Raw genomic sequence first — 25,381 nt, 5'->3', positions numbered from 1 at the left:
TCGTACGCAAGCCGATTGATAGCGATGCAACGTCCTGGAGGACGGCATGAGCAATGACAAGCGAATCATGGACATCGAGTTGTTGCGCGGCATTGCGGTGCTCGGCGTGCTGTTTCATCACCTGCAAGACAGCCTGTTCACCGCCTCGGTGCCGTTGCTGCAAACCCTCACCGCATTGGGTCAACCCTGGTGGGGCGTCGATCTGTTTTTCGCGATCTCGGGGTTTGTTATCGCCCGCAGTTTGATCCCGGCGTTGCAAGGTTGCAGCACGCGTCAGGAATACTGGCAGCAGACGCGTAATTTCTGGCTGCGCCGCGCCTTTCGATTGCTGCCGTCAGCCTGGTTGTGGCTGGCGTTGATGCTGCTGGCCTGTCTCTTTTTAAATCGTTCCGGGGCGTTTGGAACGCTGCACGCCAACCTGCAGGCGACGCTTGCGGGCGTGGCGCAATACGCCAACTTTCGCTTCGCCGACAGCTTCTTTCACTATGAATATGGCACCAGTTTTGTGTATTGGAGCCTGTCGCTGGAAGAGCAGTTCTACTTGCTGTTTCCGCTGTTGATTCTGGTCTGCCGCAAGCACCTGGTGTGGGCCTTGCTGGCGCTGGTCGCGGTGCAATTGTTCACCCTGCGCACACCGATTCTGATGGTGGTTCGCACCGATGCACTGGCCCTTGGCGTGCTGTTGGCGATGTGGAGTGCGCAACCTTCCTACCTGCGCTGGGAGCCAACATTCTTGCGTCGTCCATGGGCGGGTGTTGCCGCACTGATCGCGGTGTCGCTGCTGCTCAGCTTCATGGCCACTGATCGCTTCACCTTCACCCATTATCGGATCGGCGCGATTGCAGTGTTGTGTGCGGTGCTGGTCTGGATCGCCTCTTACAACCGCGATTACCTGTTGCCGCGCAGCGTGTTCAAGAACCTGATGACGTGGGTCGGCAGCCGTTCCTACGGGATTTACCTGATCCATATCCCGGCCTACTTGCTGGTTCGTGAGTTCATTTTTCGTCTACAGGCTGCCGGGCTGCCCAGTCCGGCTGGCCATCCGATTCTGATGTTGCTGATGGCTGGCGGCCTGATCGTGCTGCTGAGCGAACTCAACTATCGCTACATCGAAATGCCCATGCGCAACCGTGGTGCCTCGCTGGTCAAACGCCTGGGCACCGCCCGAACCGCCGTCCCATCCTCTGGAGCTACCTCATGCTGAGCCTTTTGAAGAAACTCACGGCGGCCACACCCGCTCCCGCGCAGCCGGTGGCGGACAAGATCGAGAAGGTCGACCCTTACATGCTCGGCCTGCACGACGCGATGCTCAGCGGCTGGTTCAATCAGCAAACCGGCGAGCTGTTCACCGGCTTCCCGGTAACCGCTGAAGACACGTTGCTGGACGTGGGCTGTGGTGACGGTGGCAACGTGCATTTCTGCGGCATGCGCGGGGCGAAAATCATCATCGCCGACATCGACGCGGCCAAGGTCGAAGCCACCCGCCAGCGCCTCGGCGACACCCCGGCGCGGGATGTCGAATGCCACGTCACCGACTGCAACCCGCTGCCGATTGCCGACGCGACGGCCACGCGCGTGGTGTCCACCGAGGTCATCGAGCATGTGGACGACCCGGCGCAGTTCCTTGCTGAGCTGGTGCGTGTCGGCAAGCCGGGCGCGCTGTATTTGCTGAGCGTTCCACACCCCAGCTCCGAAGACCTGCAGAAGGACATCGCCGCACCGGAGTATTTCCAGAAGCCCAACCACATTCGCATCATCAGCGAAGAACAGTTCAAGACGATGGTCAGCGATTCTGGCCTGGAAGTGCTCAGCCACAGCCAGTACGGTTTTTACTGGTCGATGTGGATGCTGCTGTTCTGGGAGGCCAAGGTCGATTTCAGCAATGCCGACCATCCGCTGCTCAACCACTGGGCCGACACTTGGCAAGCCGTTCTGAATTCGCCTCGCGGCGCACAGATCAAGCAGGCACTGGATGCAGTCGTGGCGAAAAGTCAGGTGATCATTGCCCGTAAGCCGATAGCATAAAGGCCCCTGTAGCAGCTGCCGGAGGCTGCGTTCGGCTGCAAAGCAGTCGTAAAATCAGGCGCTTCGGTTTTTCAGATAGACCGTACACTCAGGATTTACGACTGCTACGCAGCCGAACGCAGCCTTCGGCAGCTGCTACAAAGGTTCGCTTTGGCTCAAAGGTTTCTCATATTGTTTTTCACTCGATTGATCGCCTTGCTGGCGGCGTTGGTGCTACTCAACGGTTGCGAGCATCAAGACGCGCCACCGCTCGATCAACAACTCTACGTCTGGCAACGGCAATGGACGCCGGCCCATGACGCCGCCCTGCAGGACAGTCGCGCGGATTTTTCGACCCTTCGGGTGTTGGCCTTGCAGGCGTTTCCTCAAGCCGGCTGGCGTCGGGCGCGAATCGATCCGGACCTGCTCAAGCGCGATGGTCGGCCGCTGATTGCGGTGATTCGCCTTGACGGTCAATTGAAGGCGCTGGATCAGGACGAAGTCACGGCGCAAATCCAGCAAGTGCTTGGCGACTGGCAAGGCCAGGGGCTGACGCTGTCCGGTGTGGAGATTGACCACGATGCGGGCGTGGCCCGGCTCCCGGCCTATCGAGAATTTCTGACGCATCTTCGTGCGGTTTTACCCGCGACATTACCCCTGAGCATCACGGCGTTACCGGCCTGGCTGGACAGCGCTGAGCTGCCGGCGCTTTTATCGGCCGTCGACAGCAGCGTGTTACAAGTGCACGCCGTGAGCGATCCACGGCTTGGGCTGTTCGATCCGGACCAGGCACGAAAGTGGGCCAGGGGCTGGAGTCGCATCACCATCAAGCCTTTTTATCTGGCGCTGCCGGCCTATGGCGTGGCGCTGTTGCCCGGCGCCAGTGGCGCACCCGTGGTGGAAAGCGAGGTTCCTTTGGAGCAGGGAGGCGAGCGTCGGGAACTGCTGGCTGATCCGCTGCAACTGCGCACACTCGCCACGGATTTGCGCGCCGATCCGCCCGCGCATCTGGCTGGCCTGATCTGGTTTCGCCTGCCGTTGGCGGGCGACCGTCGGGCCTGGAGCCTGACGACGCTTGGCGCTGTGGCACGCGGGGACACGCTCGACAGTCGCTTGAGTGTGAAACTTAGTGCGCAAGACGCCCTCTATGACATCAGCGTCAGCAACCAAGGCAACCTCGACAGCGCCTGGCCCGAACGCGTGACCCTGGCCGTTCAAGGGTGTGAGGGGGCCGATGCGCTGGCCGGTTATGCGTTGCATCAGAGCGCGGATCTGCTTACCTTCACCCGCCTGCGCGACGGCCGGATAGCGGCCGGTGGGCAGCGAGCCATCGGTTGGGCGCGCTGCACAAAAATTGATCAAGGAGGTTCGAATGTTTACCCGTAACTGGCCCCGCCATCTGCTCTGCCTGAGCTTGAGCTTGCCGCTGGGTACGGCGCTGGCCTGCGGGCCGGACTTCCCGATGCGTTTGCTGGACAACCGAAGCCAGTCGCTGGCGGAGCTGCCGGAAGGTAACTTTCAGTTTGAGATCAATCGTCTCGGGCACGCTATTGCAGGGCTGAAGAACGTCGCGCAATCGCCCTACCCCATGGAAGCGGCCGACTACGCAGAACAGCGCGATTCGGCCGAGCAGGCCGGGCTGACGCCGGAGCAGCAAGCGCTGGTGAAACAACTGCGCAGCCTGACGGATGCACAGCAGGTCGAAGAGCAAGGCGCGAGCCTGCCGGCCGAGCTCAAACTTTATCTGGCGGGGGCTGTGGCGTTCAGTGCGGGCGATCATGGATTGGCTGCCGATTACTTCCAGAAAGTGCTGGCGCTGCCGGCCGACCAACGCGCCTTGCGCAGCACCTGGGCTGCCTATTCGCTGGGGCGGGCGCTGTTTGCCGGGAGCAGCGAAGCAGGGGCTCCGTCCGATCTGCTGGCACCGTCGAAAAAGGCGTTCGAACAGACCCGTCAGTTGAGCATCGACGGTTTCAGCGACCCGCTGGAGCTGGGGGTCGCCAGCCTTGGCGAAGAAGCGCGCGTGGCCCGAACCATGGGTGACTGGAACAGCGCCATCGAACTCTACGCCACGCAAAATCTTCACGGTTCGGCGGTGGGTTACAGCTCGTTGAAGTTACTGATGGCGGACCTGCTGGCAATGCCTGACGATCAACTGGGCACCTTGCTTCAGGGTAAACCGGTGCAACAACTGGTTACCGCGTCGTTGATCAGTCGCCTGGGCTGGTCATTTGGTGATCAACCGCCGAACGAGTTGAAGCTGATCAAACTGCTGCAAAGCAGCACGCGCGGCAGCCTGGATAACGCGGATCGATTGGCCGCGATGAATTATCAACAAGGTGATTACGCCAGCGCCAAGACGTTCCTTGAACACGCCGGTGACGGTGGCCTGGCGTGGTGGCTGCGGGCGAAACTGGCGTTGCGCGAGGGCGATAAAAACGCGGCGGCTACCGCGTATGCCAAGGCGGCTAAGGCGTTCCCGCAGAATGAATCATGGGGTGAGCGCCGCACGCCAGACTACGATTACGAAACGCTTCAACCCAAGTGCCGGGTCGAGGGTGAAAGTGCGATTCTTGCGCTGCAACGCGGGGATTATCTGCAAGCCTTCGATCAGCTCTATCGCAGCCAAAGTATCTATTGGTTCGATGCCGCGACGGTTGCTGAACGGGTGCTGACTGTCGATGAACTCAAGCATTACGTCGACACGCAAGTGCCCGCGCCACCACCGTTAACCCAGCAGGAACGCGACAACTACGTGCCGTTGCCGGTAGCGGCACAATTGCGCAATCTGTTGGGGCGGCGTTTGTTGCGCGAAGAGCGCTATGACGAAGCGCTGGGGTACTTCGACAATACCGATCTACAGAAAAAAGCCCGACTGTATGCGCAACAACGACAGCTGGCTGATGCGGCGTGGTGGCCGACCAAACGTGCCTCCGCCCTGTTCAATGCCGCCTGGACGGCGCGCGAATGGGGGATGGATATCCTTGGTTATGAAATGGCCCCGGACTACGCCACGTTTGGAGGCAGTTACAGCCTCGAAAACACTGAGCTGAAGGTCGGACCGTTGGTGGCCGAAGGTGAAGTCCAGCGCCAACAGGCCAGCGCCGCCAAACCCGATGAGCGCTATCACTATCGATTTGTGGCCACGGCATTGGCCAGTCGCGCCGCCGATAATTTGCCTCACACCAGCCAGGCCTTCGCTGCGGTGCTGTGCGCGGCGGCGGGCTGGAACAGTAGCGTTGAAGAGCAACGTGCTCTGTACCAACGCTATGTGAAAGAAGGGCCTTACGTGGATTGGGCGGTGGATTTCGGTCACCAGTGCCCTTATCCCGACTTCGAAAACGCCAGCAAACGCTATGTCACCCAGGTGACTGACGCGACACGTTCGGTTTTGCGGCCCTATAAGTGGCCGTTGCAAATCGGCGGTGTCGTCGCTGTCTCGGCGGTGGCGTTGCTGTTGATCAACCGCCGCCGTCGTCGGGGGCAGTAAGGCTCAAGCCTGTTGCACAAAGGTCAGCCGCACCGCGAAGCCGATCAACAGGCTGCCAAACAGCCATTGCTGGAGCCGCTGGGCCGAAGGACTGCGTTGCAGCCAACGGCCCAGCGCCGCGCCGACCAGCGCATAAGCGCTGTCGAAGAGAAAGCCGACACAGACCAGCACCATGCCCAGGATCGCGAATTGCGTGAGGACTGATCCGGCGTGTGGATTGATGAACTGTGGCAGCAGCACCGAGCAGAACAGCAGCGCTTTGGGATTGAGCAGATTGGTGAGCAAGCCGCGCTGGATGGCATTCGACCAGCGTGTTTTCTGTGGCGTGGCGTCTTCGCCATTCAGGCTCGGCAGCATCGTGGTCCGCAGGCACTGAATACCAATCCACAGCAGGTACGCGGCCCCGGCCAGTCGCACCACATCGAAGGTCCACGGCGCGGCTTTGAACAACGCCGCCAGCCCCAACGCGGCCAATGCCACATGACAACCCCGAGCGATGCCCAGGCCTACTGCGGTGGCCAACGCAGCCCCTTTCCCCTGACGGGCGCCGGTTTGCAGCAGCAGGATCATGTCTGGCCCGGGTAACAAATACACCACGGCCAGCGCCATGAAAAACAGCCAGAGTCCTTCCACGTTGCACCCCTTCGATGTCGATTTGGTAGGGCCAGTCTAGGCCGCAAGGGCAGGGCAGGTGGTTGCGTAGTCAGCTTCTAAAGCCAATGAATTTGGCATAACCTGCTGCTTTACGATGTACCAACCATCAGGATCTGCCAAATCATGAAACTGGATGCCTACGACCGCAAAATCCTCGCGGCCCTGCAACGGGACGGTCGACTGAGCAATGTGCAATTGGCAGAAGAAATCGGCTTGTCCGCCTCACCTTGCTTGCGGCGGGTGCGGATGCTGGAAGAGGCGGGTGTGATTCGGGGTTATCAGGCCAATCTGGATCGCGACGAGGTGGGGCTTGGGTTGACCGTGTTTGTCGGGGTCAAGGTGGAGCGCCACAACGACGAACAGGCTGAAGCTTTCCGTGTGGCCGTAACGGCGTTACCGGAAGTGATTTCGGCGTTTCTGGTGTCGGGAGAATCAGATTTTCTGCTGCAAGTGGTGGTGCCGGATTTGCGCGGGTACGACCGTTTTCTCACGGAGCGGCTGTTGAAGTTGCCGGGTGTGAGCGATATCCGCAGCAACTTCGCGATTCACACGGTGAAGACGCCGGGTGCGTTGCCGTTGGGACATTTGCCGCTTTAGACCGAGTCGCCGCTATCGCGAGCAAGCTCCCACAATGATTTGCGGTGTAGTACAAATCGCGTGCCCACCCAAGAACCTGTGGGAGCGAGCTTGCTCGCGATAGCGGCAGACCCGACAACAAGAATTTTAAGGCCTACATCTGCGTCGCCATCCCCTCCACATTCATCGCCGCCTGGCGCAACGCCTCGGACCGGGTCGGATGCGGATGGCAAGTCAATGCAATGTCTTCAGCCGAGGCGCTGAATTCCATCGCCACGCAATACTCGCCAATCATTTCACTGACGCTGGGCCCCACCAGGTGGACGCCGAGGATTTCGTCGGTGCGCTCATCGGCCAGCACTTTGGCGAAGCCTTCGGTCTCGTGGTTGATCTTGGCCCGGCTGTTGGCGGTAAACGGGAATTTGCCGACCTTGTACGCGCGACCTTCGGCCTTGAGTTGCTCCTCAGTCTTGCCGACGCTGGCCAGCTCCGGTTTGGTGTAGATCACGCTGGGAATCAGGTCGTAATTCACCTCACCTGCCTTGCCGACGATCTGTTCGATGCAGGCCATGGCTTCGTCTTCGGCCTTGTGGGCGAGCATCGGCCCGGACGTCACGTCGCCAATCACCCACACGCCAGCCGCTTCGGTACGGTGGCCCTGGTTGGCGAGCATGCCGCGTTTGTCGGTGGCGAGGCCGACATTTTCCAGCCCAAGGCCCTGGGTATAAGGCCGGCGACCGATAGACACCAGCACGTAATCAGCCTCCAGCAACTCAGGCGTGCCACCCGCCGCCGGTTCAATGCTGAGTTGAACGCCGGTAGTCGAGGACGCGGCGCTGGTGACTTTTGAACTTAACTTGAAGCTGATGCCTTGCTTACTTAACGAGCGCTGCAGGGTTTTGCCGGCCTCAACATCGACACCGGGACAGATGCGGTCGAGAAATTCGACGACCGTGACCTGAGCGCCCAGGCGTCGCCAAACAGAACCCAGCTCCAGGCCGATGACGCCGGCACCGATCACCACCAGATGTTTTGGCACTTCGGTCAGCGACAGCGCGCCGGTGGAGTCAAGGATACGTTTGTTGTCGATGTCGACGCCTGGAAGGGGAGTGGGCTCGGAGCCGGTGGCGATGATGATGTCTTTGGCACTCAGCTCGGTCTTGCTGCCTGCATTATCGGTCACCGTGACTTTGCCCGGCCCGTCGATGTGGCCCCAGCCCTTGATCCAGTCGACTTTGTTTTTGCGAAACAGAAACTCGATGCCTTTGGTCAGCCCGGTCACGCTTTCATCTTTTTGTTTCATCATCTGAGCGAGGTTGAGCGTGGGTTTGACCTCGATGCCCAGGTTGGCGAATTCCGAACCCATGGCCGCCTCGTAGAGTTCGGAGGCGTGCAACAACGCCTTGGACGGCATGCAGCCGACGTTCAGGCAAGTGCCGCCCAGGGTGGCGCGACCTTCGACGCACGCCGCTTTCAAACCCAGCTGGCCGGCTCGGATCGCTGCGTTATAGCCGCCGGGGCCACCGCCCAGAATCACGACGTCGTAGCTGCTCATGGATGTACTCCTGAAGTGAAGGGATCGGGCTGATTGAAGGTAGTCTTTGATAAAAATTACGAACGTAATATGTGCGTTTCCGGCTGTTTCGGTCAAGGCTTCAGCTTAGCGACAGGTTCAGCGCCTTTAGATGTTGCGATTTACGACGAAAATTTCATGGTTTTCGTTATATCGTAACGAAATGTGATGTCCGCATTGAATAAACACTGGGGTGGTATGCAAGTCGATCTCGAAGTCGATGGGGCGCAGGTAGCAGGGCTGCCGCGCTTTCAGCAGGCGGTTTTTCAGGGGCGGCGATTACGACAATTCGCCATCGGCCTTGGTGCTCTTTCGGCGGCCGGGCTGGTGTTGGCATTATTTGTCGGATTGTTCGCGCCGCTGTCGCTGTGGGCGCCCTTGCTGGTGAACCAGAGTGCCGCGTTGCTGGTGCTGGTGGCGGGTTTGCAATCAGCGGGGTGGATAACCCGGTGGCGCGCAGAAGCCATGAACCCGACGCTGCCGGTGGTCATTGTCGCTGACGACACCGTTGCACCTGAAGGTTGGTATGAACGACTGCTGGAGCGATTCAGTCAGCGCTCGGTGCGAATGCTCGGTCAGATCGGCGCACCGACACTCTGGCTCGGCGCCTGGGCGCTGTTGGCGGCGTTCAGTGTCAGTCAGTTCTGGAACCTCGCGTTACCGCCCGCCGCGCTGGGTTTGTCCGCCAGCGTCGGCGCGGCGCTGGCCTTGCTGCTGGCGTTCGGTCTGCTGGTGGTTGAACGACAACTGGCCCAGGAAAACGTCGCCCAATGGCCGGAAGCAGGTGCACTGGCGCAATTGACTCGGGTTGCGATTATTTGCCTGGTGCTTGGTGCGTTGTGTCTGTTGTTTGCCAGCGAAGAGTCGATCTGGCCGGTGCGTTTGGCGGTGCTGATCGGTTTGTTGCCAGGCCTGGTCGCGGTCGAGTTGCTGCTGCGTGCGGTGTTGTCGCTGTTCAGCCCACAGCGTGAACAACTCGAGCCTGCATTGCTGGCCCGCAGTTTTGTCGCCGACATGCTGCGCTGGCCACCGCAGCCGCTGCTCGCCTTGCAGCACGAATTGCACAACCGCTTCGGTATCGACCTGCGACAAATCTGGGCGTTCACCTATATGCGCCGGGCGTTTTTTCCGGTGCTGGCAGTGGTTGCCATTGTCGGCTGGTCGCTCACTGGCATTCACGAAATACCGTTGCAGGGGCGGGGTATCTACGAGCGATTTGGCAAACCGGTGGCGGTGTTTGGTCCTGGTTTGCACGCCGGTCTACCGTGGCCGTTGGGTCGTGTGCTGAATGTCGAGAACGGCGTGGTTCACGAGTTGGCCACCAGCGTTGGCGAAGCCTCGGCCCCCGTCGTACTTGAACCAGCCGAAGGCCCCGCGCCGGCGATTGCCAATCGGCTGTGGGATGCCAGCCATGTGAATGACAAATCCCAAGTCATCGCCAGCAGCCGCGCCGACAAGCAGAGCTTCCAGATCGTCAACATGGACGTGCGCTTCGTCTATCGCATCGGCCTGACCGATCAAGCAGCATTGGTGGCCACCTACAACAGTGCTGACGTGCCGACGCTGATTCGCAGCACCGCCAGCCGGATTCTGGTGCACGACTTCGCCTCGCGAACCCTTGATGGTTTGCTCGGCGAGGACAGGGTAGGTCTGGCTGATGAGATCGGTCGCGCGGTGCAGGCGGACTTGAACACGCTCGACAGCGGTGTGGAAATTCTCGCGACCGTGGTGGAAGCGATTCACCCACCGGCCGGCGCCGCCAACGCTTATCACGGCGTGCAGGCAGCGCAGATTGGTGCTCAAGCATTGATCTCACGAGAGCGCGGTGCTGCGGTGGAGGCGACCAATCAGGCGCAACTGCAAGCCAGCATTGCCCGCGATCAAGCGACCGCCAGCGCCCATGAAATCAATGCTACAGCGCAGGCGACGGACCTCAAGTTCAGCGCTGAACAGAAAGCCTACGCCAGTGCTGGCCAGGCTTTTGTGCTGGAGCAATACCTTGGCCAACTGACCCAAGGCCTGGCCAACGCCAAGCTGCTGATTCTTGATCATCGTATGGGTGGCAGCAGTAATGCGCCGACCATCGACCTCCGTACTTTCACGCTGCCGGCCGATCCTGCGTCGCCGCGTACCAGCGCCCAGCCAGGAGCTGCCCATTGAGCCAGTCGCATACACACGATCACGATGACCACGCCGGCCACGATCATAGCCATGGCGGACACGGGCATCATCACGGTCACCATCATCACCACCATGGTGATCCGCAAGAAGCCGGACCGTTTCCATGGCGACGCATGGGTTGGGCGGCGTTGCTCGTGGCATTTGCCATTGCCGCCGCGAGTCTTGTTCAAGTGCGCTCGGGGGAGGCGACAGTGATCACGCGCTTTGGTAATCCATCGCGGGTTCTACTGGAGCCGGGGCTTGGCTGGCGTTGGCCGGCACCGTTTGAGGCAGCCATACCCGTCGACTTGCGGCTGCGCACAACCTCCAGTGGTTTGCAGGATGTCGGTACCCGCGACGGTTTGCGCATTATCGTTCAGGCGTATGTGGCGTGGCAGGTGCAGGGCGACCCGGACAACGTGCAACGCTTTATGCGTGCGGTGCAGAATCAGCCGGATGAAGCGGCGCGACAGATTCGCACGTTTGTCGGCTCGGCACTGGAAACCACCGCCAGCAGTTTTGACTTGGCAAACCTGGTCAACACCGATGCCAATCAAGTTCACATTGTTGATTTTGAGGCGCAGCTGCGTCAGCAGATCGATCAGCAATTGCTCACCACTTATGGCGTGCGCGTGCTGCAAGTCGGCATCGAACGCCTGACCTTGCCCTCCGTCACTTTGACCGCCACGGTCGATCGCATGCGCGCCGAGCGTGAAACCATTGCGACGGAACGAACGGCCATCGGCAAACGTGAAGCGGCGCAAATTCGTTCCGCCGCTGAGCGTGATGCGCGAATCGTGCAAGCCGATGCGACGGTCAAAGCGGCTGACATCGAAGCTCAATCGCGTGTCGAGGCGGCGCAGATTTACGGCCGTGCTTATGCCGGCTCGCCGCAGTTGTACAACTTGCTGCGCTCACTCGACACCTTGGGCACCATTGTTTCGCCGGGTACAAAACTGATATTGCGCACAGATGCGGCGCCATTTCGGGTGTTGGTGGATGGACCGCCTGCTCTCGAAAACAAGTCCGGATCGCAGCCATGAAATTAGTTCCACGTGGAACACAGGCATTGAGCAGTCCCTGGATTCAGGCCGGGCGCTTGGCTTTTCTGGCGCTGTACGCCGTGACCGTTCTCGCGGCATTAGCGTGGGCGTTCTCGAACGTAAGGCAGATTGATCCACAGAATCGCGCAGTGGTTTTGCACTTCGGCGCACTGGATCGCATCCAGAACGCCGGGTTGCTATTGGCGTGGCCGCGACCGTTTGAGCAGGTGGTTTTATTACCGGCCGCAGATCGGGTGATCGAACGTCGAGTGGGAAATCTGTTGCGCAGCGACGTCGCCTTGCAGGCTGATCGCGCGGCGACGTTTGCCACACCCATCAGTGATGCACTCGCCGGTTCCGGCTATTTACTGACGGGTGACGCCGGTGTGGTGCAACTCGATGTGCGAGTCTTCTACAAAGTCACCGAGCCCTATGCCTTCGTGCTGCAAGGTGAACATGTATTGCCAGCGCTGGATCGGTTGGTGACCCGAAGTGCCGTTGCCCTGACTGCGGCGCGAGACTTGGACACTATTCTGGTGGCGCGTCCTGAACTGATCGGCGCGGACAATCAGGCCGCCGAACGCCGTGAACGTCTGCGCGGCGATCTGGTGCAGAGCATCAATCAACGTCTGACCGAACTGGCGGCGACGGGGCAGGGGCTGGGTATCGAAGTCGCGCGTGTCGACGTGCAGTCGAGCTTGCCCGGTCCTGCGGTGAACGCTTTCAACGCGGTATTGACCGCGAGCCAGCAGGCCGACAAAGCGGTGGCGAACGCCCGCACTGAAGCAGAGAAGGCGACTCAGGCCGCCAACGAACAAGCGGATCGAACGCTGCAAGTGGCCCATGCCCAAGCCAGCGAACGGCTGGCGAAAGCGTCTGCCGACACCGCCACCGTATTGAGCCTGGCTAAGGCGCAGCAACAGGGCACCGATCCGCAAATGCTGCTGCGCATTTACCGTGAGCGGATGCCGAAAATTCTTGGTCAGGCCGGTTCTGTGACCACGGTTGATCCCAAAGACGATTCCCGCCTGATCATTCAGGGAGCTGCCCAATGACCACGCAAACCGCCGCTGCACCGAGCATGTTGTCCTCGGCCGAACAACGCAGCGCTGCCCGCCAACTGACGCTGGCCATGCTCGCACTGGGCCTGCTCGGGCTCGGCCTGGTCTGGCGCTGGCTGTCGCCGGAGCAGACCGGTGTCAGTCAGTTACTGCTCGGTTTTGCCTCGCTTCTGGTGGCTGTGCCGGTGATGCGTTCGGCGTGGTACAGCCTGCGCTACCCGAGCTTGCACGGAATCACTGACCAGTTGATCGCGCTTGCCATGCTCGGCGCTTGGGCCACGGGAGATCTGCTGACGGCGGCGTTGTTGCCGATCATCATGATCTTCGGCCATGTGCTGGAAGAGCGCAGCGTGATCGGTTCTCAGGAAGCGATTCATGCGCTGGGCAAACTGACCCGCAGTCATGCGCGCAAGGTTCAGGCCGATGGCTCGATCCTCGAAGTCGACAATCGCACACTCAAACCCGGGGACCTGGTCGAGGTGCGTGCCGGCGATCGCGTGCCGGCGGATGGTCGCGTGTTGTCCGGTCAGGCGAGTCTCGATACGGCTTCTATTACCGGTGAGTCAGTGCCGATGGAAGCCGGAGTTGGTATGCAGGTGTTTGGCGGGGCGATCAATCTCGATGGTCTGCTGCGCATTGAAGTGACCCGCACCGGCGACGAATCGACCTTGGGCAAAGTCATTGCGCTGATGCAAAGCGCCGAGCGCTCCAAGCCGCCGATTACTCGCTTGTTGGAGCGTTATGCCGGCAGCTACATGGTGCTGGTGTTGTTGCTGGCTGCAGTCACCTGGTTCGTAACCAATGATGCTCAGGCGATGCTTGCGGTGTTGGTCGCCGCGTGCCCTTGTGCGCTGGTGCTGTCGGCGCCGGCGACGGCAATTGCCGGCGTGGCGGTGGCTGCGCGCCACGGCATTCTGATTCGCAGTTCGGCTTTTCTTGAGGAACTGGCGGACCTGACGTCGCTGGTGGTCGACAAAACCGGCACGCTGACGTTCGGTACCTTGCGCTTGCAGTCGATCGATAGTCCGCTGGAAGACCGCAGCCATGTGCTCAAGTTGGCCGCTAGTCTCGGTTCGGCCAGCAGTCATCCGGTCAGTCGTGCGCTCGCCGGGCTGGTCACGCAGGAGCACTTTCTGCTGCTGTCTGATATCCACGAGCGTCAGGGGTTGGGCGTGGTGGCAATGACCGAACAGGGCGAGGCCGCACTCGGTCGGCCCGAGTTGTTCGCGCAGTTGGGTATTGTGACGTCGGCGGTTCCTGAACACGACGGACCGATTGCCGGACTGGCGCTGGATGGTGAATTTCTCGCCTGGCTGTTGTTGGCCGACAGCGTCAAACCCGAGGCGCGATTTGCCTTGAGTGAGCTGCGTGAATTGGGCTTGGGTCGACAACTGCTGCTCACCGGGGATCGGCAGAGCGTTGCCCGCACGTTGGCCCGCGATGTCGGCATCAGCGATGTCGAGGCCCAGGCATTGCCTGAGGACAAGTTGAATCGAGTGCTCAAGGAAATTGGCAGCGGCTTCCGGCCGATGGTGGTCGGGGACGGGATCAATGACTCCCTGGCGCTCAAGGCGGGTGTCGTGGGTGTAGCCATGGGCGCGGGCGGGGCCGACATTGCGTTGGCTTCGGCAGACATCGTGCTGATCGGCAGCGACCTGCGTCGGCTCGGCACCTGTGTGCGTTTGAGCCGCCAATGCCGCCAAACCTTGCAGGTCAATGTGATCATCGGTTTGGGCTGGACACTGGCGATTGTCGCATTCGCGGCATTTGGCTGGCTTGGCGCGGCAGGGGCAATGATCGCGGCGTTGCTGCATAACTTGAGCACGTTGTTGGTGTTGGGCAATGCCGGACGTTTGCTGCGGTTCCAGGAGCCGTTACTCAAGCTCAAAGAAGACAGTTGAGTGAATCGAAAACTTTTTTGGATGCCTCTGTAATGCCATTGGGGGAGCGCTCTCTAGTGCTGTGTCGGGACTGAACAACATTCCAGCCGACAACCCTGACGATGACTGAGGATACAAAAATGAACTTCAAAACTGCTTCCACCGGTGCCGCTCTCGCTTTCGCTGCGGCGACTCTGTTTGCCGGTGTTGCGACGACGGCTCAGGCTGCCGACGCTGCTCAGGTTCACTGCTACGGCGTGACCTCGTGCAAAGGCATGAACGATTGCAAAACCGCGGAAAACGCCTGTAAGGGTCAGGCAGTTTGCAAAGGTCACGGCTTCAAGGCCATGACTCAGGCTCAGTGCATGAAGGAAGGTGGCAAGGTCGGCGAGTAACCGACTACCGTTTGGCGCCGCAGTGGCTTCCCCCAGCCACTGCGGCCATTTTGCGAGGAGCCCACCAATGTCTGCATCCCTTCCTTGTCTGGGCTATGGCCTGGGTTTACGCAGTGCTTACTACCAGGACATTCTTGATCAGTCGCCGGCCGTGGACTGGTTCGAAGTCGTCTCCGAAAATTTCATGGTGCAGGGCGGCAAAGCCCTTTATTACCTGGACGCCATCGCCGAGCGTTATCCGCTGGTGATGCATGGCGTATCGTTGTCCATCGGCGGGCCGCATGCCCTCGATCAGGGCTATCTGCAACAACTCAAGCTTCTGGCTGATCGGGTCAAACCGGCGTGGATTTCCGATCACTTGTGCTGGAGCCGTGGCAACGCCCATTAGCTTCATGATTTGTTACCGCTGCCTTACACCGAAGAAAGCCTTTCTTACGTCGCTGATCGGGTGCGCCAGGTACAAGACGTTTTGCAGCGGCCACTGGTGCTGGAAAATGTCTCCAGTTATGTGCGCAGCGCTGACGATGATTTCAGCGAGTGGGCGTTTCTCGAAGCGTTGAGCCGGTTGAGCGATTGCGAGTTGTTGTTGGACGTCAACAATGTCTATGTCAGCTCACGCAATCATGGTTTTGACCCCTGGACCTTCATTCAAGGTTTGCCGGCAAACAAGGTTCGCCAACTGCATCTGGCGGGCCACAGCGACTACGGCGATTACGTCATCGACACCCATGACCATCCTGTCAGCGACCCGGTCTGGGCGCTTTATCAACGCACGCTCGATTACCTCGGCCCGGTCGCCACGCTGCTGGAGCGCGATGACCATTTCCCGCTGTTTGAAGAACTGCTCAATGAATTGCAAAAAGCCCGGGAACTGGGGGCGAGCGTGCTGAACCGGAGGCAGAAATGCGCCTGATCGATTGGCAACTGGCCTTTGAACGCTACCTGTTGGGAGCGCCGGTGGCGGCTGATGTCACGCTTGGCTCCAGCCTTATGGGTGGCCCGACGCTGGATGTCAGCACAGGGTTGGCGATTTATCACAATGCTTATCAGGCCCGGCTACAGGAAGTGCTACGCGCAGACTTTCCCGCCATCCACGATTGGTTGGGTGACGATGAATTCGAACAACTCACCGCGGCTTACATCCGCCAGAATCCTTCGGATCATTACAACCTTCGTTGGCTCGGCAAAGGCTTCGAACTGTTTATTCGTCAGCATCTGGTGCCTGAACAGAGTGCGCCGCTGGCAGAGCTTGCAGCACTTGAGTGGGCCTTTACGCTGGCATTCGACGCGCCTCCCGGAACGCCCCTGACGATGCAAGACATGGCGCAACTGGCACCCCAAGACTGGCCGACGCTGCAAGTCAGCCCCAGTCCCTCGCTGCAATGGCTTGAGTGTGCCTTCAACAGTGTGGCGATCTGGCGATCGGTAAAGGATCAAGCGCAGTTTCCTGGCAGCACGCCACTCGACAGTTCTCACACGGTGGTGATTTGTCGAAATGATCTCGTTTGCCAGTATCGAAGCCTGGAGCCGGAAGAGGCCAATGCGCTAAAAGGCCTGTTTGAGCGTGAATGGAGTTTTGCTGAACTGTGCTCCGAATTGACAGTCATCTGTGGAGAGGGTGCGCCATTTCAAGCTGTGACCTGGCTCAAGCAGTGGGTTCACGACGGTTGGTTGCAGCGTCACAAATCATAGAAATTGGCTATTAATTCGATAGCCAGCTAATTTTCTAAGATGGTCTACCCTCACATCAGACGTCTGAAACAAGGGGGACTTTCCATGCTCGCGCAACTTCCACCGGCCTTACAGAATCTGCAGCTACCGCTACGCCTGCGACTCTGGGACGGCCATGAATTCAATCTGGGGCCGACGCCCAGCGTCACGATTGTGGTCAAGGACCCACAAATGGTTACCCAGTTCACCCACCCAAGCCTGGATGCGCTCGGTGCGGCATTTGTCGAGGGCAAGCTTGAGCTGGAAGGTTCCATCAGCGACGTCATCCGCGTCTGCGATGAATGGAGTCAGGCGTTGTTAAACGAGGACGATAGCAATCAACCGGTTCGTACCGTCCACGACAAGGAAACCGACGCCAAGGCCATCTCCTACCATTACGACCTCTCCAACGAGTTTTATCAGCTGTGGCTCGACAGCGACATGGCGTATTCCTGTGCGTATTTCGAGACCGGCAGTGAAACCCTGGAGCAGGCCCAACAGGCCAAGTTCAGGCACCTGTGCCGCAAGCTGCGGTTGCAGCCGGGCGAGTATTTGTTGGACGTCGGTTGCGGTTGGGGCGGACTGGCTCGGTATGCGGCGAGGGAGTTCGGTGCGAAGGTATTTGGCATTACGCTCAGCGAAAAACAACTGGCCCTGGCCCGTGAACGCGTTAAAGAGGAAGGTCTGGAGGATTTGGTCGAGCTGCAACTGCTCGACTATCGCGACCTGCCTCAGGACGGTCGCTTCGACAAAGTGGTCAGTGTCGGCATGTTCGAACACGTGGGCCACGCCAACCTGGCTGAATACTGCAAAACCTTGTTCGGCGCGGTGAAAGAGGGCGGCCTGGTGATGAACCATGGGATCACCGCCAAACACATCGACGGTCGTCCTGTGGGGCGCGGTGCCGGCGACTTCATTGGAAAATATGTATTCCCAAACGGCGAGTTGCCGCACCTGTCGATGATCTCTGCCGAGATCAGTGAAGCGGGGCTGGAGATCGTCGATGTCGAAAGCCTGCGCCTGCATTACGCGCGTACTCTCGACCACTGGAGCGAGCGCCTCGAAGACAACCTTGAGGCGGCGTCCAGGCAAGTGCCGGAGCAAGCCTTGCGGATCTGGCGACTGTACCTGGCAGGATGCGCTTATGCGTTTGCCCGGGGCTGGATCAACCTGCACCAGATCCTCGCGGTTAAAGCCCACCCCGATGGCAGCCATGAATTGCCATGGACGCGCGACGACATCTACAACCCTTAGAGAATCGGAGAGATAAGCCGGGCGACCCGCATGCCAATTTGTTGCAGGCGATGGGTCTCCCGGCTTTCTTCTTTGGCGATTTCGTGGGCCTGGGAAAAGTCGTCGTTGAGCATCTGTTCCACTTCGGCGGCAAAGGCGCTGTCGACCGTCAGCAACATCACTTCGAAATTGAGCCGGAACGAGCGGTTGTCCAGGTTGGCACTGCCGATGGCGCTGATTTCACTGTCGATCAACACTACTTTCTGATGCAGGAAACCAGGCTCATAGCGGAACACGCGTACACCGGCGCGTACGGCCTCGAAGGCGTAAAGGCTGGAGGCGGCGTAGACGATTCGGTGGTCTGGACGCGAGGGCAGCAGCAGTCGCACATCGACGCCTCGCAGCACCGCAAGCCTGAGTGCCGCGAACACAGCTTCGTCGGGGATGAAATAGGGGCTGGTGATCCACACGCGCTCAGTTGCGGCATGAATGGCTTCGACGAAGAACAACGAACAGGTTTCGTAGGAATCTGCCGGGCCGCTCGCAAGCAATTGGCACAGAACACCGTCATCCGGAAACACATCCGGCAGAATCAGTGGCGGTAGCGATCGTGCTGCCCAGAACCAGTCTTCGGCAAAAGACTCCTGCATACAGGCCACCACCGGTCCGCGCACTCGAACATGAGTGTCTCGCCAAGGCGCCAGCGGAGGTTTCTCGCCCATGTATTCGTCGCCAACGTTATGCCCGCCCACGAACCCCAGCACCCCATCGACCACCACGATCTTGCGGTGGTTGCGGAAGTTGACCTGGAAGCGATTGAGCCAGCCACTGCGGGTGGCGAACGCCTTGACCTCGACGCCGCCGTCGCGCAACGCCTGCACATAGCTGTGGGGCAGGGAGTGGCTGCCAATACGGTCATACAGCAGGTAAATCGCGACGCCTTCGGCGGCTTTTTTCAAAAGAAGTTGGTGCAGGCGTTGGCCGAGACGATCATCGTGGATGATAAAGAACTGAATCAATACAGCTTCTTTTGCCTTGCTGATGGCCTCGAAAATTGAATCGAACGTGGCTTGGCCATTGATCAGCAAATGGACTTCGTTGTTCGCCAGGCAAGGCATTCGGCCCAGCTTTGGCATCGCCCGCAGCGACGCGTAGGCGTTGGAGGCGCGAGCAGTCAGCGCCTCTTCGACCCAAGGGCGCCAGTTGAGCTCGGAGATGGCTTTGCGCATTTCTTCGTTGGCCTGTCGCCGAGCCTTGATGTAACCATCGAACGTGCTGCTACCGAAAACCAGGTACGGAATAAGCGTGAGGTAGGGCATGAATACCAACGACAGGGCCCAGGCGATTGAACCTTGAGCAGTCCGGACGGTGAGTACGGCGTGTATCGCCGCAATCGTGCCCAGCGAGTGAAGCAGTGCGATGGTGTAGCCGAAAATGTGCGGTCCGAAGTAATCCATGGGGGGCAGCCCTGCTCCTGAAGATACAGTGCTTAACAGACCATGTTCCGTGCAGAATGTCGCTATTTAATTGGCCCATGAACCGAAGCCGAAGGCTGGCGTCTAACGGCCACTACTGATCAGGAGTTTGTCGATGAACGTTCGTCTGCTGGGTTTGGCCATGGCCATTGGTGTGTCACTTCCTGTGGTTGCTCAGGCGCAGATGCTGCAACCCGGGTTGTGGGAAATGACCACAAGCAACATGAAGGTCGATGACCAGAACCTGCCGGACTTGCAGCTGATCCTCGGTCAGTTGCAGAGCCAGATGACGCCGGAGCAACGTGCTCAACTGGAGAAGCAGGGCATCACCATGGGCGGCAAAGGGATTCGGGCTTGCCTGACCCCGGAGCAAGTGAAGACCGACAACATTCCACTGACCGACCCGCAATCGGGCTGCAAGCAGGAAATCACCGACCGCAGCGGTAACCAGTGGAAATTCCGTTTCAGCTGCCCCAAAGCGCAAGGTGCCGGTGTTGCCACGTTCCTCAGCGACCGTGAGTTCACGACCAAGGTCAACGGTACCTTCAATGCCACCGGTATCCAGCAAAAGGGCAGTCTCGAAAGTCGCGCCGTGTGGCTGGGGCAGGACTGCGGAACGGTCAAGCCTCGAGCCTGAAACCTTTGCCAGTACAGCCGCTCCCTACATGATCGTGTGGGGGCGGACCCGATTCAGCCACTGACACGCAGCCTCAACATCCATCCTGCCCAGGTCCTCACCGGCACCGCTGCGCACACTGACGAATTCCCCTTCCTGTTCTTTCTCGCCCACGACCATCAGGTACGGCACTCTTTGACTGTGTTCGCGAATCTTGTGGCGGACCTTTTCATGCCGCAGATCCGCATGAGCATGCACACCGCTACGACGCAATGTCTCGGTCACCGACTGGGCATAACTCGCTTGGCGTTCAGCCATGCTGACAATGATGACAAGCGGAGGGGCTCGCCAGTTGTCCAGTTCCTGTTGGCAAGACCAACACGTGCCGTAGATTCGTTGCTCAGACGTTCCGCTAATGGAGTCGAGGGAGAAAGCCTGCAACACCTTCGTGGCCGGAACGTGCGGGCCAGTCGTCAACTGTTCGAAGTCCCCCAGGCGGTATAACGACAGTTGCTCTGTCGACTTCATTGTTCGTCGACGGATCGAGTGGTTGGTCGCCGCGAGTATCTGCATGCGAGCTTCGATCAGTGGCAGGTCGTCGCGGGTTAACGATTGCTCGAGGGTAAAACCGTAAAAGAATCCGTCACCCAACGCCGATCCAGACTGCAGCTGCACATTGGGATGAAGCTGCTTGACCGCCATTGCCAGGATCAACGCGCAGGACCGCCGAAGGATTTCCAGGCCATCGGGTTCCTGAGGTGTGACGATGCTGACCCGCGCATCGCTCCTGATCATGTATTCACAATCCACCAACACACCCTCCACCCGACCGGCCACCGCCGCTTTCGCCAACCCGGGGCTGATACTGGCAGCGAGTTCGGACACGGACAGCGGTTGGTTGTATTCACGCAGTGAACCATCAGGCAGGCGGATTTGAATCATGGGTGATGCTCTCGAGTGCTTCTATTATTCGCGCTAGCGCATTAACCGTAGAGAACTGCGCTGACGGGTCTTCGCTATGAGGGGTGGTTATCGGCAGGACTTCGTCTGCCATTAACTCCAACAAGGTGGATAGTGCGAATCAGCACGCTGCTCATCGTCAGAACTCGTTTTGCAGCGCTTTGTAACCGCGCACCAGATCGACATTGGTCCGGGCCACGTCCTCGGAAAACTCCGAGGCACTGACGCTGACCGGCGGGAATTGCGACAGGTCCGTGTTCGGTCCGATACGGGTAGTGGAGGGCACGTAGAACCCTTCGGGCAAATCGCGTCCGTCGACCACCGAGTTATGCCGCACCACGCAGCCATCGCCGACCACGCAGTTGAACAGCACACTGTTGAAACCGACGAACACTCGATCACCGACCTTGCAGGGGCCGTGGACAATGGAGCGGTGGGCGATCGAACTGAACTCGCCGATAGTGACTGCCGCGCCGGACTTGGAGTGAATCACCACGCCGTCCTGAATGTTCGAGTTGGCGCCGATGGTGATCGGTTCCATTTCGCCGTCGGCATCTACTTCGTCGGCGCGAATCACCGCGTAAGGGCCGACGAAAACGTTCTCGCCGATCACCACTTTGCCGCAGATGATTGCGGTCTTGTCCACATAGGCGGACTGCGCAATCAGCGGTAAATCACCTGAAGGGTTCTTGCGGATCATGGCGTGCTCAACGCCTCGTACAGGGTATTGAGGTTGTACTCGAACAGCCCGGCAAAGGTGCTGGCCGGCCCGGTGGCGGCGAGGGCATCGGAGTACAACGTGCCGCCGATGTGCGCGCCGCTTTCATCGGCAATCTGCTTCAGCAGGCGGGCGTCCTTGATATTTTCCATGAACACCGCTTTGACCTTGGCCTGACGAATCTGAGTGATCAGCGCGGCTACTTCGGCAGCTGAAGGTTCGCGTTCGGTGGACAGGCCCTGAGGTGCCATGAAGTCGATTCCGTAGGCCTGACCGAGATACCCGAAGGCGTCATGGGAGGTCACGATTTTGCGATTGCCCGGCGGCAGTGAACCGAGCTTGGCCTTGGCTTCGGCAAGCAGCGCGTAGATCTGTTTCAGGTACGCCTGGCTGTTACGTTGGTAGTCAGCCTTGTTCGCCGGATCCGCAGCGATCAGCGCCTTGGTGATGTTGGCGATGTACAGCTCGGTGTTCGCCAGGTTGTGCCAGGCGTGAGGGTCGGGAACGGTTTCGCCGTCTTCATCCAGGGCGCGCGGGATGACGCCGTGACTTGCGCTAATGATCGGCGCCTTGGTCTCGGTGCTGGTGACCAGGCGGTCCAGCCAGGGTTCGAAACCCAACCCGTTTTTGATGATCAGCTTGGCACTGAGCAACGCTTTGGCATCGTCCGGCGTCGGCTCGTAAGTGTGAGCATCGGCGTCGGGGCCGACCATGTTGGTGATGTGGATATGGTCGCCGCCGACTTGATGGGTCATGTCGGAGAGGATGCTGAAGCTGGTGACCACCTGAAGTTTTTCCGCAGCAGACAGCGACATCGATAGCATCAAACTGAACAGCACGAGTAAAGCGCGCATCGGAAAACACCTCATTGGGATGTGAGTAAAGGAGGGCGGCGCAGCAGGCCATGCACCGGTCCGAACACCACGGACAGCAGATACAGACCACCCGCGACCAATACGATGGCCGGGCCGCTGGGTAGCGAGTAGTAGAACGACAGCAGCAATCCAAGCCATACCGAGAGACAACCCAGCAACGCGGCGATACCCATCAAGACCGGCAAGCGACGGCTCCAGAAGCGCGACGCGGCGGCAGGCAACATCATCAAACCGACCACCATCAGCGCGCCGATGGCCTGGAAACCGATCACCAGATTCAACACCACGAGCATCAGGAACACGCCATGGGCCAGCGGTCCGAGTCGGCTGACGGTTTGCAGAAAGAGCGGATCGAGGGTGTCCAGCAACAGTGGTTTGTAGATGAGGGCCATGGCGAACAGGCTGAAGCCCGAGACCCACAACATGCCGGTCAGCGTCGGACCATCGACGGCTAGCGCGGAGCCAAATAGCAGGTGCAACAGGTCCAGGCGTTTTCCGGCGATGCCAAGAATCAACACACCACTGGCCAACGAGATCGGATAGATCGCGGCAAGGCTGGCGTCTTCTCGCAGGCCGGTGCGACGGGTGATCCATGCTGCCAGCCCGGCCATGGACAACCCTGCGCCTAACCCGCCGATAGTCAGTGCCGGCAGGCTCAACCCGGCGAACCAGAAGCCGAGTGCGGCACCGGGCAAGATGCCGTGGGCGACTGCATCGCCGATCAGGCTCATGCGTCGCAAGATCAGAAACACCCCCAGCGGTGCCGTGCTGCCCGCCAGCAAGAGCCCGCCGAGCAGGGCCCGGCGCATGAACACAAACTCGTGGAACGGTTGCCAAAGTTGAGCGGTGGCGAGCATCAGGCCACCTGCGTTTGAGGTTGTTGGCGGATCAACTCGGTGCTCGATCCAAGCACGCAGCCAGTGTTTTTGATCAGCAGTGTCTGTGGAATGTGTTGGCGAACGGCGGCCAGGTCATGGCACACCACAACCAGGGTTCGACCTTGGGCGTGCCATTCGTGGATGTGTTTCCAGAGCAGCGACTGACCGAGTTCATCGAGTGCTGCGTGCGGCTCATCCAGCAACACCAGTGGCGTTTGTGCAAGGCTTAGTCGGGCGAGCAGGGCACGTTGCAGTTCCCCGCCCGACAATGCCATTAACGGGCGTTGTTCCAGACCGCTCAGGCACCAATCCTCCAGCACGGTATTGAGGTGTTGGCGGCGTAATTCAGGCGATAGCTTGATGCCCCAAAAACCGGCAGCCACCAACTCCTGGAGGCTGAAGGGAAATTGCCGGTCCAAGTGTTGTTGCTGGGGGAGAAAGGAGAGGGCGCCCTTACGTGGAACATTGAGGATGACGTTGCCTGCCAGAGGTCTTTGCAGTCCGGCGATGACTTTCAGCAGGCTGCTTTTACCCGAGCCGTTGGCGCCGATGACGGCGGTCAGGCTTCCCTTCGGCAAATAGACATCCAGCGCAGGTGTGAGCGGTTGTCCGGGTGCGCCCCAACGCAATGCCTGACAGCGAATCATGCCGCCTCCCAGTTCCATCGGCTTTCAGCGACGGCATCGTGGGCATGAAGGCTTTCGGCATGGACCACGCGAATGTGAAATGCGTGAATGCCCGGGGAGCGTTTCAGGGCAAGGTTCAAACGTCGTGCAGCATCCTCACAGAACATCAGGTTCTGACCATTGGCCAAGGCGAAGGCTTGTTCATCGGCGCGCTTTACCGCGGTTTGTACGGCAGTGCCGAGGGCTGCTTCGGCGTCATTGATGAGAGCGATCAGCGGCAGGTCATCCAGATAATCGTCGAGACGCAGGCGTAACTCCGCGTTGCTGCGTTGGCTATGGGGCGTCGCAACGATGCCTTTTGTGGAACCGAGCCATGCCAATACTTCGGCGTGTTGCAGCGACTTGTTGGCGAAATCATCGACGAATTGTTGCTGAATCAACTGCCGGGAAAGTGCGGCTGAACAGGGGCAGGTGGAGGAATAAGCAACGTCGATTTTTAGTTCCACGTGGAACATCGCGTTTTTCAGCCGCGCTTCGATGCTCACTGGATACGTTTTCCAGCCGGCCAATGGGCTGATCAACGCCGGCCTTTTTAGCAGTAGATCGCCATGAATTCTTAAGTACGCGCAAGTAGACAGTCCTTGGTGAGTGTCGAGAAAGCACTGCAAGACTCGTCGCAACAGTGCGGGGCTCAGGTCTTGCTGCTCGAGCATCTCCAGTGCCAGGTACAACCGCGACATATGAATCCCGCGAGCTGCGCCATCATCGAGGCTCACGCCCGCGTCCACTTTCGCGCTTATGCGTTGGCCATCGAATACAACAGGAAGAGCAATGCCGCACATGCCTACCCAGTCGAGTGGCAGGGCTTGGCGAGAAGCTTGCGCGGCGATATCGGGCAAGGTCAGCGCATTCATGAGCAGGTCCGTCGAGGGGAATCGATTTTATATGTTATGTTATTACATAAAATTCGACTACGCCTTTTTCACGACGCTTGGTCACTTCAGGCCTAGCAACCGGTCATCCTGCTACAGGTGAATGTGGCGCTACTGCCTCCAGAACTGGAAAAGCGGTTGATCGTTGTCCAGCCAACCCGACGGTTGTAGCCAACCCAGGCTTCGCCGTCGGAAGCGATACCGGTGAAGAACGTCAGCTGCCCATAGCGACTGTTGGTCTGCGCCCAGTAGCGGTTGCCCGCCATTTCGAAGCCGCGCAGATAGATCGTGCTACCGACGGTGTTGACGCTATACGCATTGCCATCGGCATCCACGCAGGCGAGCAGATTGGCGCTGCGTGTGCATTTAGCCAGGCTCGGAGTCTGCGCCGGGACTTGTGTAGCAGCCATCAGCGAAACGCACATCAGCGCCGATCTCAGGGCGATACGCATAGGATTTCTCGGGGATTGAATGGGGTTCAGCATCGGACGCTTTGTCGTCACGAGCAATAGGAGGGTGGCT

The 25,381-nt window shown here is 59.5% G+C and carries 23 protein-coding genes and 1 pseudogene; 14 read left to right on the top strand and 10 right to left on the bottom strand.

The genetic code is table 11. The features are described from left to right. Nucleotides 1–46 precede the first annotated feature (46 nt). The 4 genes from C7534_RS20210 (at nt 47) to C7534_RS20195 (ending at nt 5,494) form a co-directional block, all read left to right on the top strand. Nucleotides 47–1,204, top strand: a complete 1,158-nt coding sequence (locus tag C7534_RS20210) for an acyltransferase family protein (protein ID WP_109786807.1) — start codon at nt 47–49, stop codon at nt 1,202–1,204. Further along, entirely contained in the window at nt 1,198–2,025 is an 828-nt protein-coding gene (locus C7534_RS20205; protein ID WP_046030847.1) for a class I SAM-dependent methyltransferase, read from the top strand. Before C7534_RS20210 ends, C7534_RS20205 begins: the two co-directional genes overlap by 7 nt. A gap of 168 nt (nt 2,026–2,193) precedes the next feature. Continuing rightward, nucleotides 2,194–3,390, top strand: coding sequence for a DUF3142 domain-containing protein (locus C7534_RS20200; RefSeq protein ID WP_109786843.1), 1,197 nt, complete (start codon nt 2,194–2,196; stop codon nt 3,388–3,390). Further along, a complete protein-coding gene (locus tag C7534_RS20195) occupies nt 3,377–5,494 on the top strand; it encodes a hypothetical protein (RefSeq protein WP_109786806.1) in 2,118 nt (705 codons plus the stop codon). The genes C7534_RS20200 and C7534_RS20195 overlap by 14 nt, the downstream gene beginning before the upstream one ends. A 3-nt stretch (nt 5,495–5,497) precedes the next feature. Here C7534_RS20195 and C7534_RS20190 read toward each other — a convergent pair whose 3' ends face one another. Continuing rightward, complete coding sequence (locus tag C7534_RS20190) at nt 5,498–6,127, bottom strand: LysE family translocator (protein WP_109786805.1); 630 nt, start codon at nt 6,125–6,127, stop codon at nt 5,498–5,500. A 144-nt stretch (nt 6,128–6,271) separates the two neighbouring features. On the opposite strand from C7534_RS20190, the gene C7534_RS20185 reads away from it, so the two are divergent. Further along, nucleotides 6,272–6,745: an Lrp/AsnC family transcriptional regulator gene (locus tag C7534_RS20185; RefSeq protein ID WP_046030842.1), complete on the top strand. Its 474-nt coding sequence runs from the start codon at nt 6,272–6,274 to the stop codon at nt 6,743–6,745. 133 nt (nt 6,746–6,878) lie between these two features. On the opposite strand, the gene lpdA is transcribed toward C7534_RS20185, so the two are convergent. Then, entirely contained in the window at nt 6,879–8,279 is a 1,401-nt protein-coding gene (lpdA, locus tag C7534_RS20180; RefSeq protein WP_109786804.1) for a dihydrolipoyl dehydrogenase, read from the bottom strand. Between the two features lie 216 nt (nt 8,280–8,495). On the opposite strand from lpdA, the gene hflK (C7534_RS20175) reads away from it, so the two are divergent. The 8 genes and pseudogenes from hflK (C7534_RS20175) to cfaB all read left to right on the top strand — a co-directional run bounded on the left by hflK (C7534_RS20175) (nt 8,496) and on the right by cfaB (nt 17,800). Further along, entirely contained in the window at nt 8,496–10,457 is a 1,962-nt protein-coding gene (gene hflK / locus C7534_RS20175; protein ID WP_109786842.1) for a protease modulator HflK, read from the top strand. Continuing rightward, the gene (gene hflC / locus C7534_RS20170) at nt 10,454–11,500 is read left to right on the top strand and encodes a protease modulator HflC (protein ID WP_109786803.1); all 1,047 of its coding nucleotides are present in this window, start codon (nt 10,454–10,456) and stop codon (nt 11,498–11,500) included. The genes hflK (C7534_RS20175) and hflC overlap by 4 nt, the downstream gene beginning before the upstream one ends. Further along, the gene (gene hflK, locus C7534_RS20165) at nt 11,497–12,555 is read left to right on the top strand and encodes a protease modulator HflK (RefSeq protein WP_077430988.1); all 1,059 of its coding nucleotides are present in this window, start codon (nt 11,497–11,499) and stop codon (nt 12,553–12,555) included. Before hflC ends, hflK (C7534_RS20165) begins: the two co-directional genes overlap by 4 nt. Further along, nucleotides 12,552–14,462 (top strand): cation-translocating P-type ATPase, encoded by a 1,911-nt coding sequence (locus C7534_RS20160; protein WP_109786802.1) that lies wholly within the window; start codon nt 12,552–12,554, stop codon nt 14,460–14,462. The genes hflK (C7534_RS20165) and C7534_RS20160 overlap by 4 nt, the downstream gene beginning before the upstream one ends. Nucleotides 14,463–14,581: 119 nt before the next feature. Then, nucleotides 14,582–14,836: a BufA2 family periplasmic bufferin-type metallophore gene (gene bufA2, locus C7534_RS20155; RefSeq protein WP_046030837.1), complete on the top strand. Its 255-nt coding sequence runs from the start codon at nt 14,582–14,584 to the stop codon at nt 14,834–14,836. Nucleotides 14,837–14,903: 67 nt separating this feature from the next. After that, nucleotides 14,904–15,749, top strand: a pseudogene (bufB, locus tag C7534_RS20150) (MNIO family bufferin maturase). Next, nucleotides 15,740–16,528: an HvfC/BufC N-terminal domain-containing protein gene (locus C7534_RS20145; RefSeq protein ID WP_109786801.1), complete on the top strand. Its 789-nt coding sequence runs from the start codon at nt 15,740–15,742 to the stop codon at nt 16,526–16,528. Before bufB ends, C7534_RS20145 begins: the two are co-directional and overlap by 10 nt. 84 nt (nt 16,529–16,612) lie before the next feature. Next, nucleotides 16,613–17,800, top strand: coding sequence for a C17 cyclopropane fatty acid synthase CfaB (gene cfaB, locus C7534_RS20140; protein WP_109786800.1), 1,188 nt, complete (start codon nt 16,613–16,615; stop codon nt 17,798–17,800). Here cfaB and cls read toward each other — a convergent pair. Then, on the bottom strand, nt 17,797–19,236 hold the full coding sequence (gene cls / locus C7534_RS20135) for a cardiolipin synthase (RefSeq protein WP_109786799.1): 1,440 nt from the start codon (nt 19,234–19,236) through the stop codon (nt 17,797–17,799). The two genes, cfaB and cls, sit on opposite strands and share 4 nt — an antisense overlap. 133 nt (nt 19,237–19,369) lie before the next feature. On the opposite strand from cls, the gene C7534_RS20130 reads away from it, so the two are divergent. After that, on the top strand, nt 19,370–19,891 hold the full coding sequence (locus C7534_RS20130) for a DUF3617 domain-containing protein (protein ID WP_046030831.1): 522 nt from the start codon (nt 19,370–19,372) through the stop codon (nt 19,889–19,891). Between the two features lie 24 nt (nt 19,892–19,915). On the opposite strand, the gene C7534_RS20125 is transcribed toward C7534_RS20130, so the two are convergent. The 7 genes from C7534_RS20125 to C7534_RS20095 form a co-directional block, all read right to left on the bottom strand. After that, nucleotides 19,916–20,812 (bottom strand): His/Gly/Thr/Pro-type tRNA ligase C-terminal domain-containing protein, encoded by an 897-nt coding sequence (locus tag C7534_RS20125; protein ID WP_046030830.1) that lies wholly within the window; start codon nt 20,810–20,812, stop codon nt 19,916–19,918. Between the two features lie 157 nt (nt 20,813–20,969). Beyond that, nucleotides 20,970–21,530 carry a gamma carbonic anhydrase family protein gene (locus C7534_RS20120; protein ID WP_109786798.1) on the bottom strand — a complete coding sequence of 187 codons (561 nt, stop codon included), beginning with the start codon at nt 21,528–21,530 and terminating at the stop codon, nt 20,970–20,972. Then, complete coding sequence (locus C7534_RS20115; protein WP_109786797.1) at nt 21,527–22,402, bottom strand: metal ABC transporter substrate-binding protein; 876 nt, start codon at nt 22,400–22,402, stop codon at nt 21,527–21,529. Before C7534_RS20115 ends, C7534_RS20120 begins: the two co-directional genes overlap by 4 nt. Nucleotides 22,403–22,413: 11 nt before the next feature. Next, nucleotides 22,414–23,280 carry a metal ABC transporter permease gene (locus tag C7534_RS20110; protein WP_109786796.1) on the bottom strand — a complete coding sequence of 289 codons (867 nt, stop codon included), beginning with the start codon at nt 23,278–23,280 and terminating at the stop codon, nt 22,414–22,416. Next, nucleotides 23,280–23,948 (bottom strand): metal ABC transporter ATP-binding protein, encoded by a 669-nt coding sequence (locus C7534_RS20105; RefSeq protein ID WP_109786795.1) that lies wholly within the window; start codon nt 23,946–23,948, stop codon nt 23,280–23,282. Before C7534_RS20105 ends, C7534_RS20110 begins: the two co-directional genes overlap by 1 nt. Next, complete coding sequence (gene folE2 / locus C7534_RS20100; protein ID WP_046030824.1) at nt 23,945–24,841, bottom strand: GTP cyclohydrolase FolE2; 897 nt, start codon at nt 24,839–24,841, stop codon at nt 23,945–23,947. The genes C7534_RS20105 and folE2 overlap by 4 nt, the downstream gene beginning before the upstream one ends. Nucleotides 24,842–24,933: 92 nt before the next feature. Then, nucleotides 24,934–25,311 carry a glutamine synthetase gene (locus C7534_RS20095; protein ID WP_109786794.1) on the bottom strand — a complete coding sequence of 126 codons (378 nt, stop codon included), beginning with the start codon at nt 25,309–25,311 and terminating at the stop codon, nt 24,934–24,936. Nucleotides 25,312–25,381: the final 70 nt, after the last annotated feature.

Origin of the sequence: Pseudomonas sp. OV226 (assembly GCF_003148705.1) — a bacterium.
GTDB lineage: Bacteria > Pseudomonadota > Gammaproteobacteria > Pseudomonadales > Pseudomonadaceae > Aquipseudomonas.
The sequence above is the reverse complement of the archived record's forward strand: the minus strand, read 5'-3'. Positions and strand labels throughout refer to the sequence as shown.

Coding starts and splice junctions, on each gene's coding strand:
- C7534_RS20210 (WP_109786807.1), top strand. CDS start 47: ATGAGCAATGACAAGCGAATCATGGACATCGAGTTGTTGCGCGGCATT.
- C7534_RS20205 (WP_046030847.1), top strand. CDS start 1,198: ATGCTGAGCCTTTTGAAGAAACTCACGGCGGCCACACCCGCTCCCGCG.
- C7534_RS20195 (WP_109786806.1), top strand. CDS start 3,377: ATGTTTACCCGTAACTGGCCCCGCCATCTGCTCTGCCTGAGCTTGAGC.
- C7534_RS20185 (WP_046030842.1), top strand. CDS start 6,272: ATGAAACTGGATGCCTACGACCGCAAAATCCTCGCGGCCCTGCAACGG.
- lpdA (WP_109786804.1), bottom strand. CDS start 8,279: ATGAGCAGCTACGACGTCGTGATTCTGGGCGGTGGCCCCGGCGGCTAT.
- hflK (WP_109786842.1), top strand. CDS start 8,496: ATGCAAGTCGATCTCGAAGTCGATGGGGCGCAGGTAGCAGGGCTGCCG.
- hflK (WP_077430988.1), top strand. CDS start 11,497: ATGAAATTAGTTCCACGTGGAACACAGGCATTGAGCAGTCCCTGGATT.
- C7534_RS20160 (WP_109786802.1), top strand. CDS start 12,552: ATGACCACGCAAACCGCCGCTGCACCGAGCATGTTGTCCTCGGCCGAA.
- bufA2 (WP_046030837.1), top strand. CDS start 14,582: ATGAACTTCAAAACTGCTTCCACCGGTGCCGCTCTCGCTTTCGCTGCG.
- C7534_RS20145 (WP_109786801.1), top strand. CDS start 15,740: ATGCGCCTGATCGATTGGCAACTGGCCTTTGAACGCTACCTGTTGGGA.
- cfaB (WP_109786800.1), top strand. CDS start 16,613: ATGCTCGCGCAACTTCCACCGGCCTTACAGAATCTGCAGCTACCGCTA.
- cls (WP_109786799.1), bottom strand. CDS start 19,236: ATGGATTACTTCGGACCGCACATTTTCGGCTACACCATCGCACTGCTT.
- C7534_RS20130 (WP_046030831.1), top strand. CDS start 19,370: ATGAACGTTCGTCTGCTGGGTTTGGCCATGGCCATTGGTGTGTCACTT.
- C7534_RS20125 (WP_046030830.1), bottom strand. CDS start 20,812: ATGATTCAAATCCGCCTGCCTGATGGTTCACTGCGTGAATACAACCAA.
- C7534_RS20120 (WP_109786798.1), bottom strand. CDS start 21,530: ATGATCCGCAAGAACCCTTCAGGTGATTTACCGCTGATTGCGCAGTCC.
- C7534_RS20115 (WP_109786797.1), bottom strand. CDS start 22,402: ATGCGCGCTTTACTCGTGCTGTTCAGTTTGATGCTATCGATGTCGCTG.
- C7534_RS20110 (WP_109786796.1), bottom strand. CDS start 23,280: ATGCTCGCCACCGCTCAACTTTGGCAACCGTTCCACGAGTTTGTGTTC.
- C7534_RS20105 (WP_109786795.1), bottom strand. CDS start 23,948: ATGATTCGCTGTCAGGCATTGCGTTGGGGCGCACCCGGACAACCGCTC.
- folE2 (WP_046030824.1), bottom strand. CDS start 24,841: ATGAATGCGCTGACCTTGCCCGATATCGCCGCGCAAGCTTCTCGCCAA.
- C7534_RS20095 (WP_109786794.1), bottom strand. CDS start 25,311: ATGCGTATCGCCCTGAGATCGGCGCTGATGTGCGTTTCGCTGATGGCT.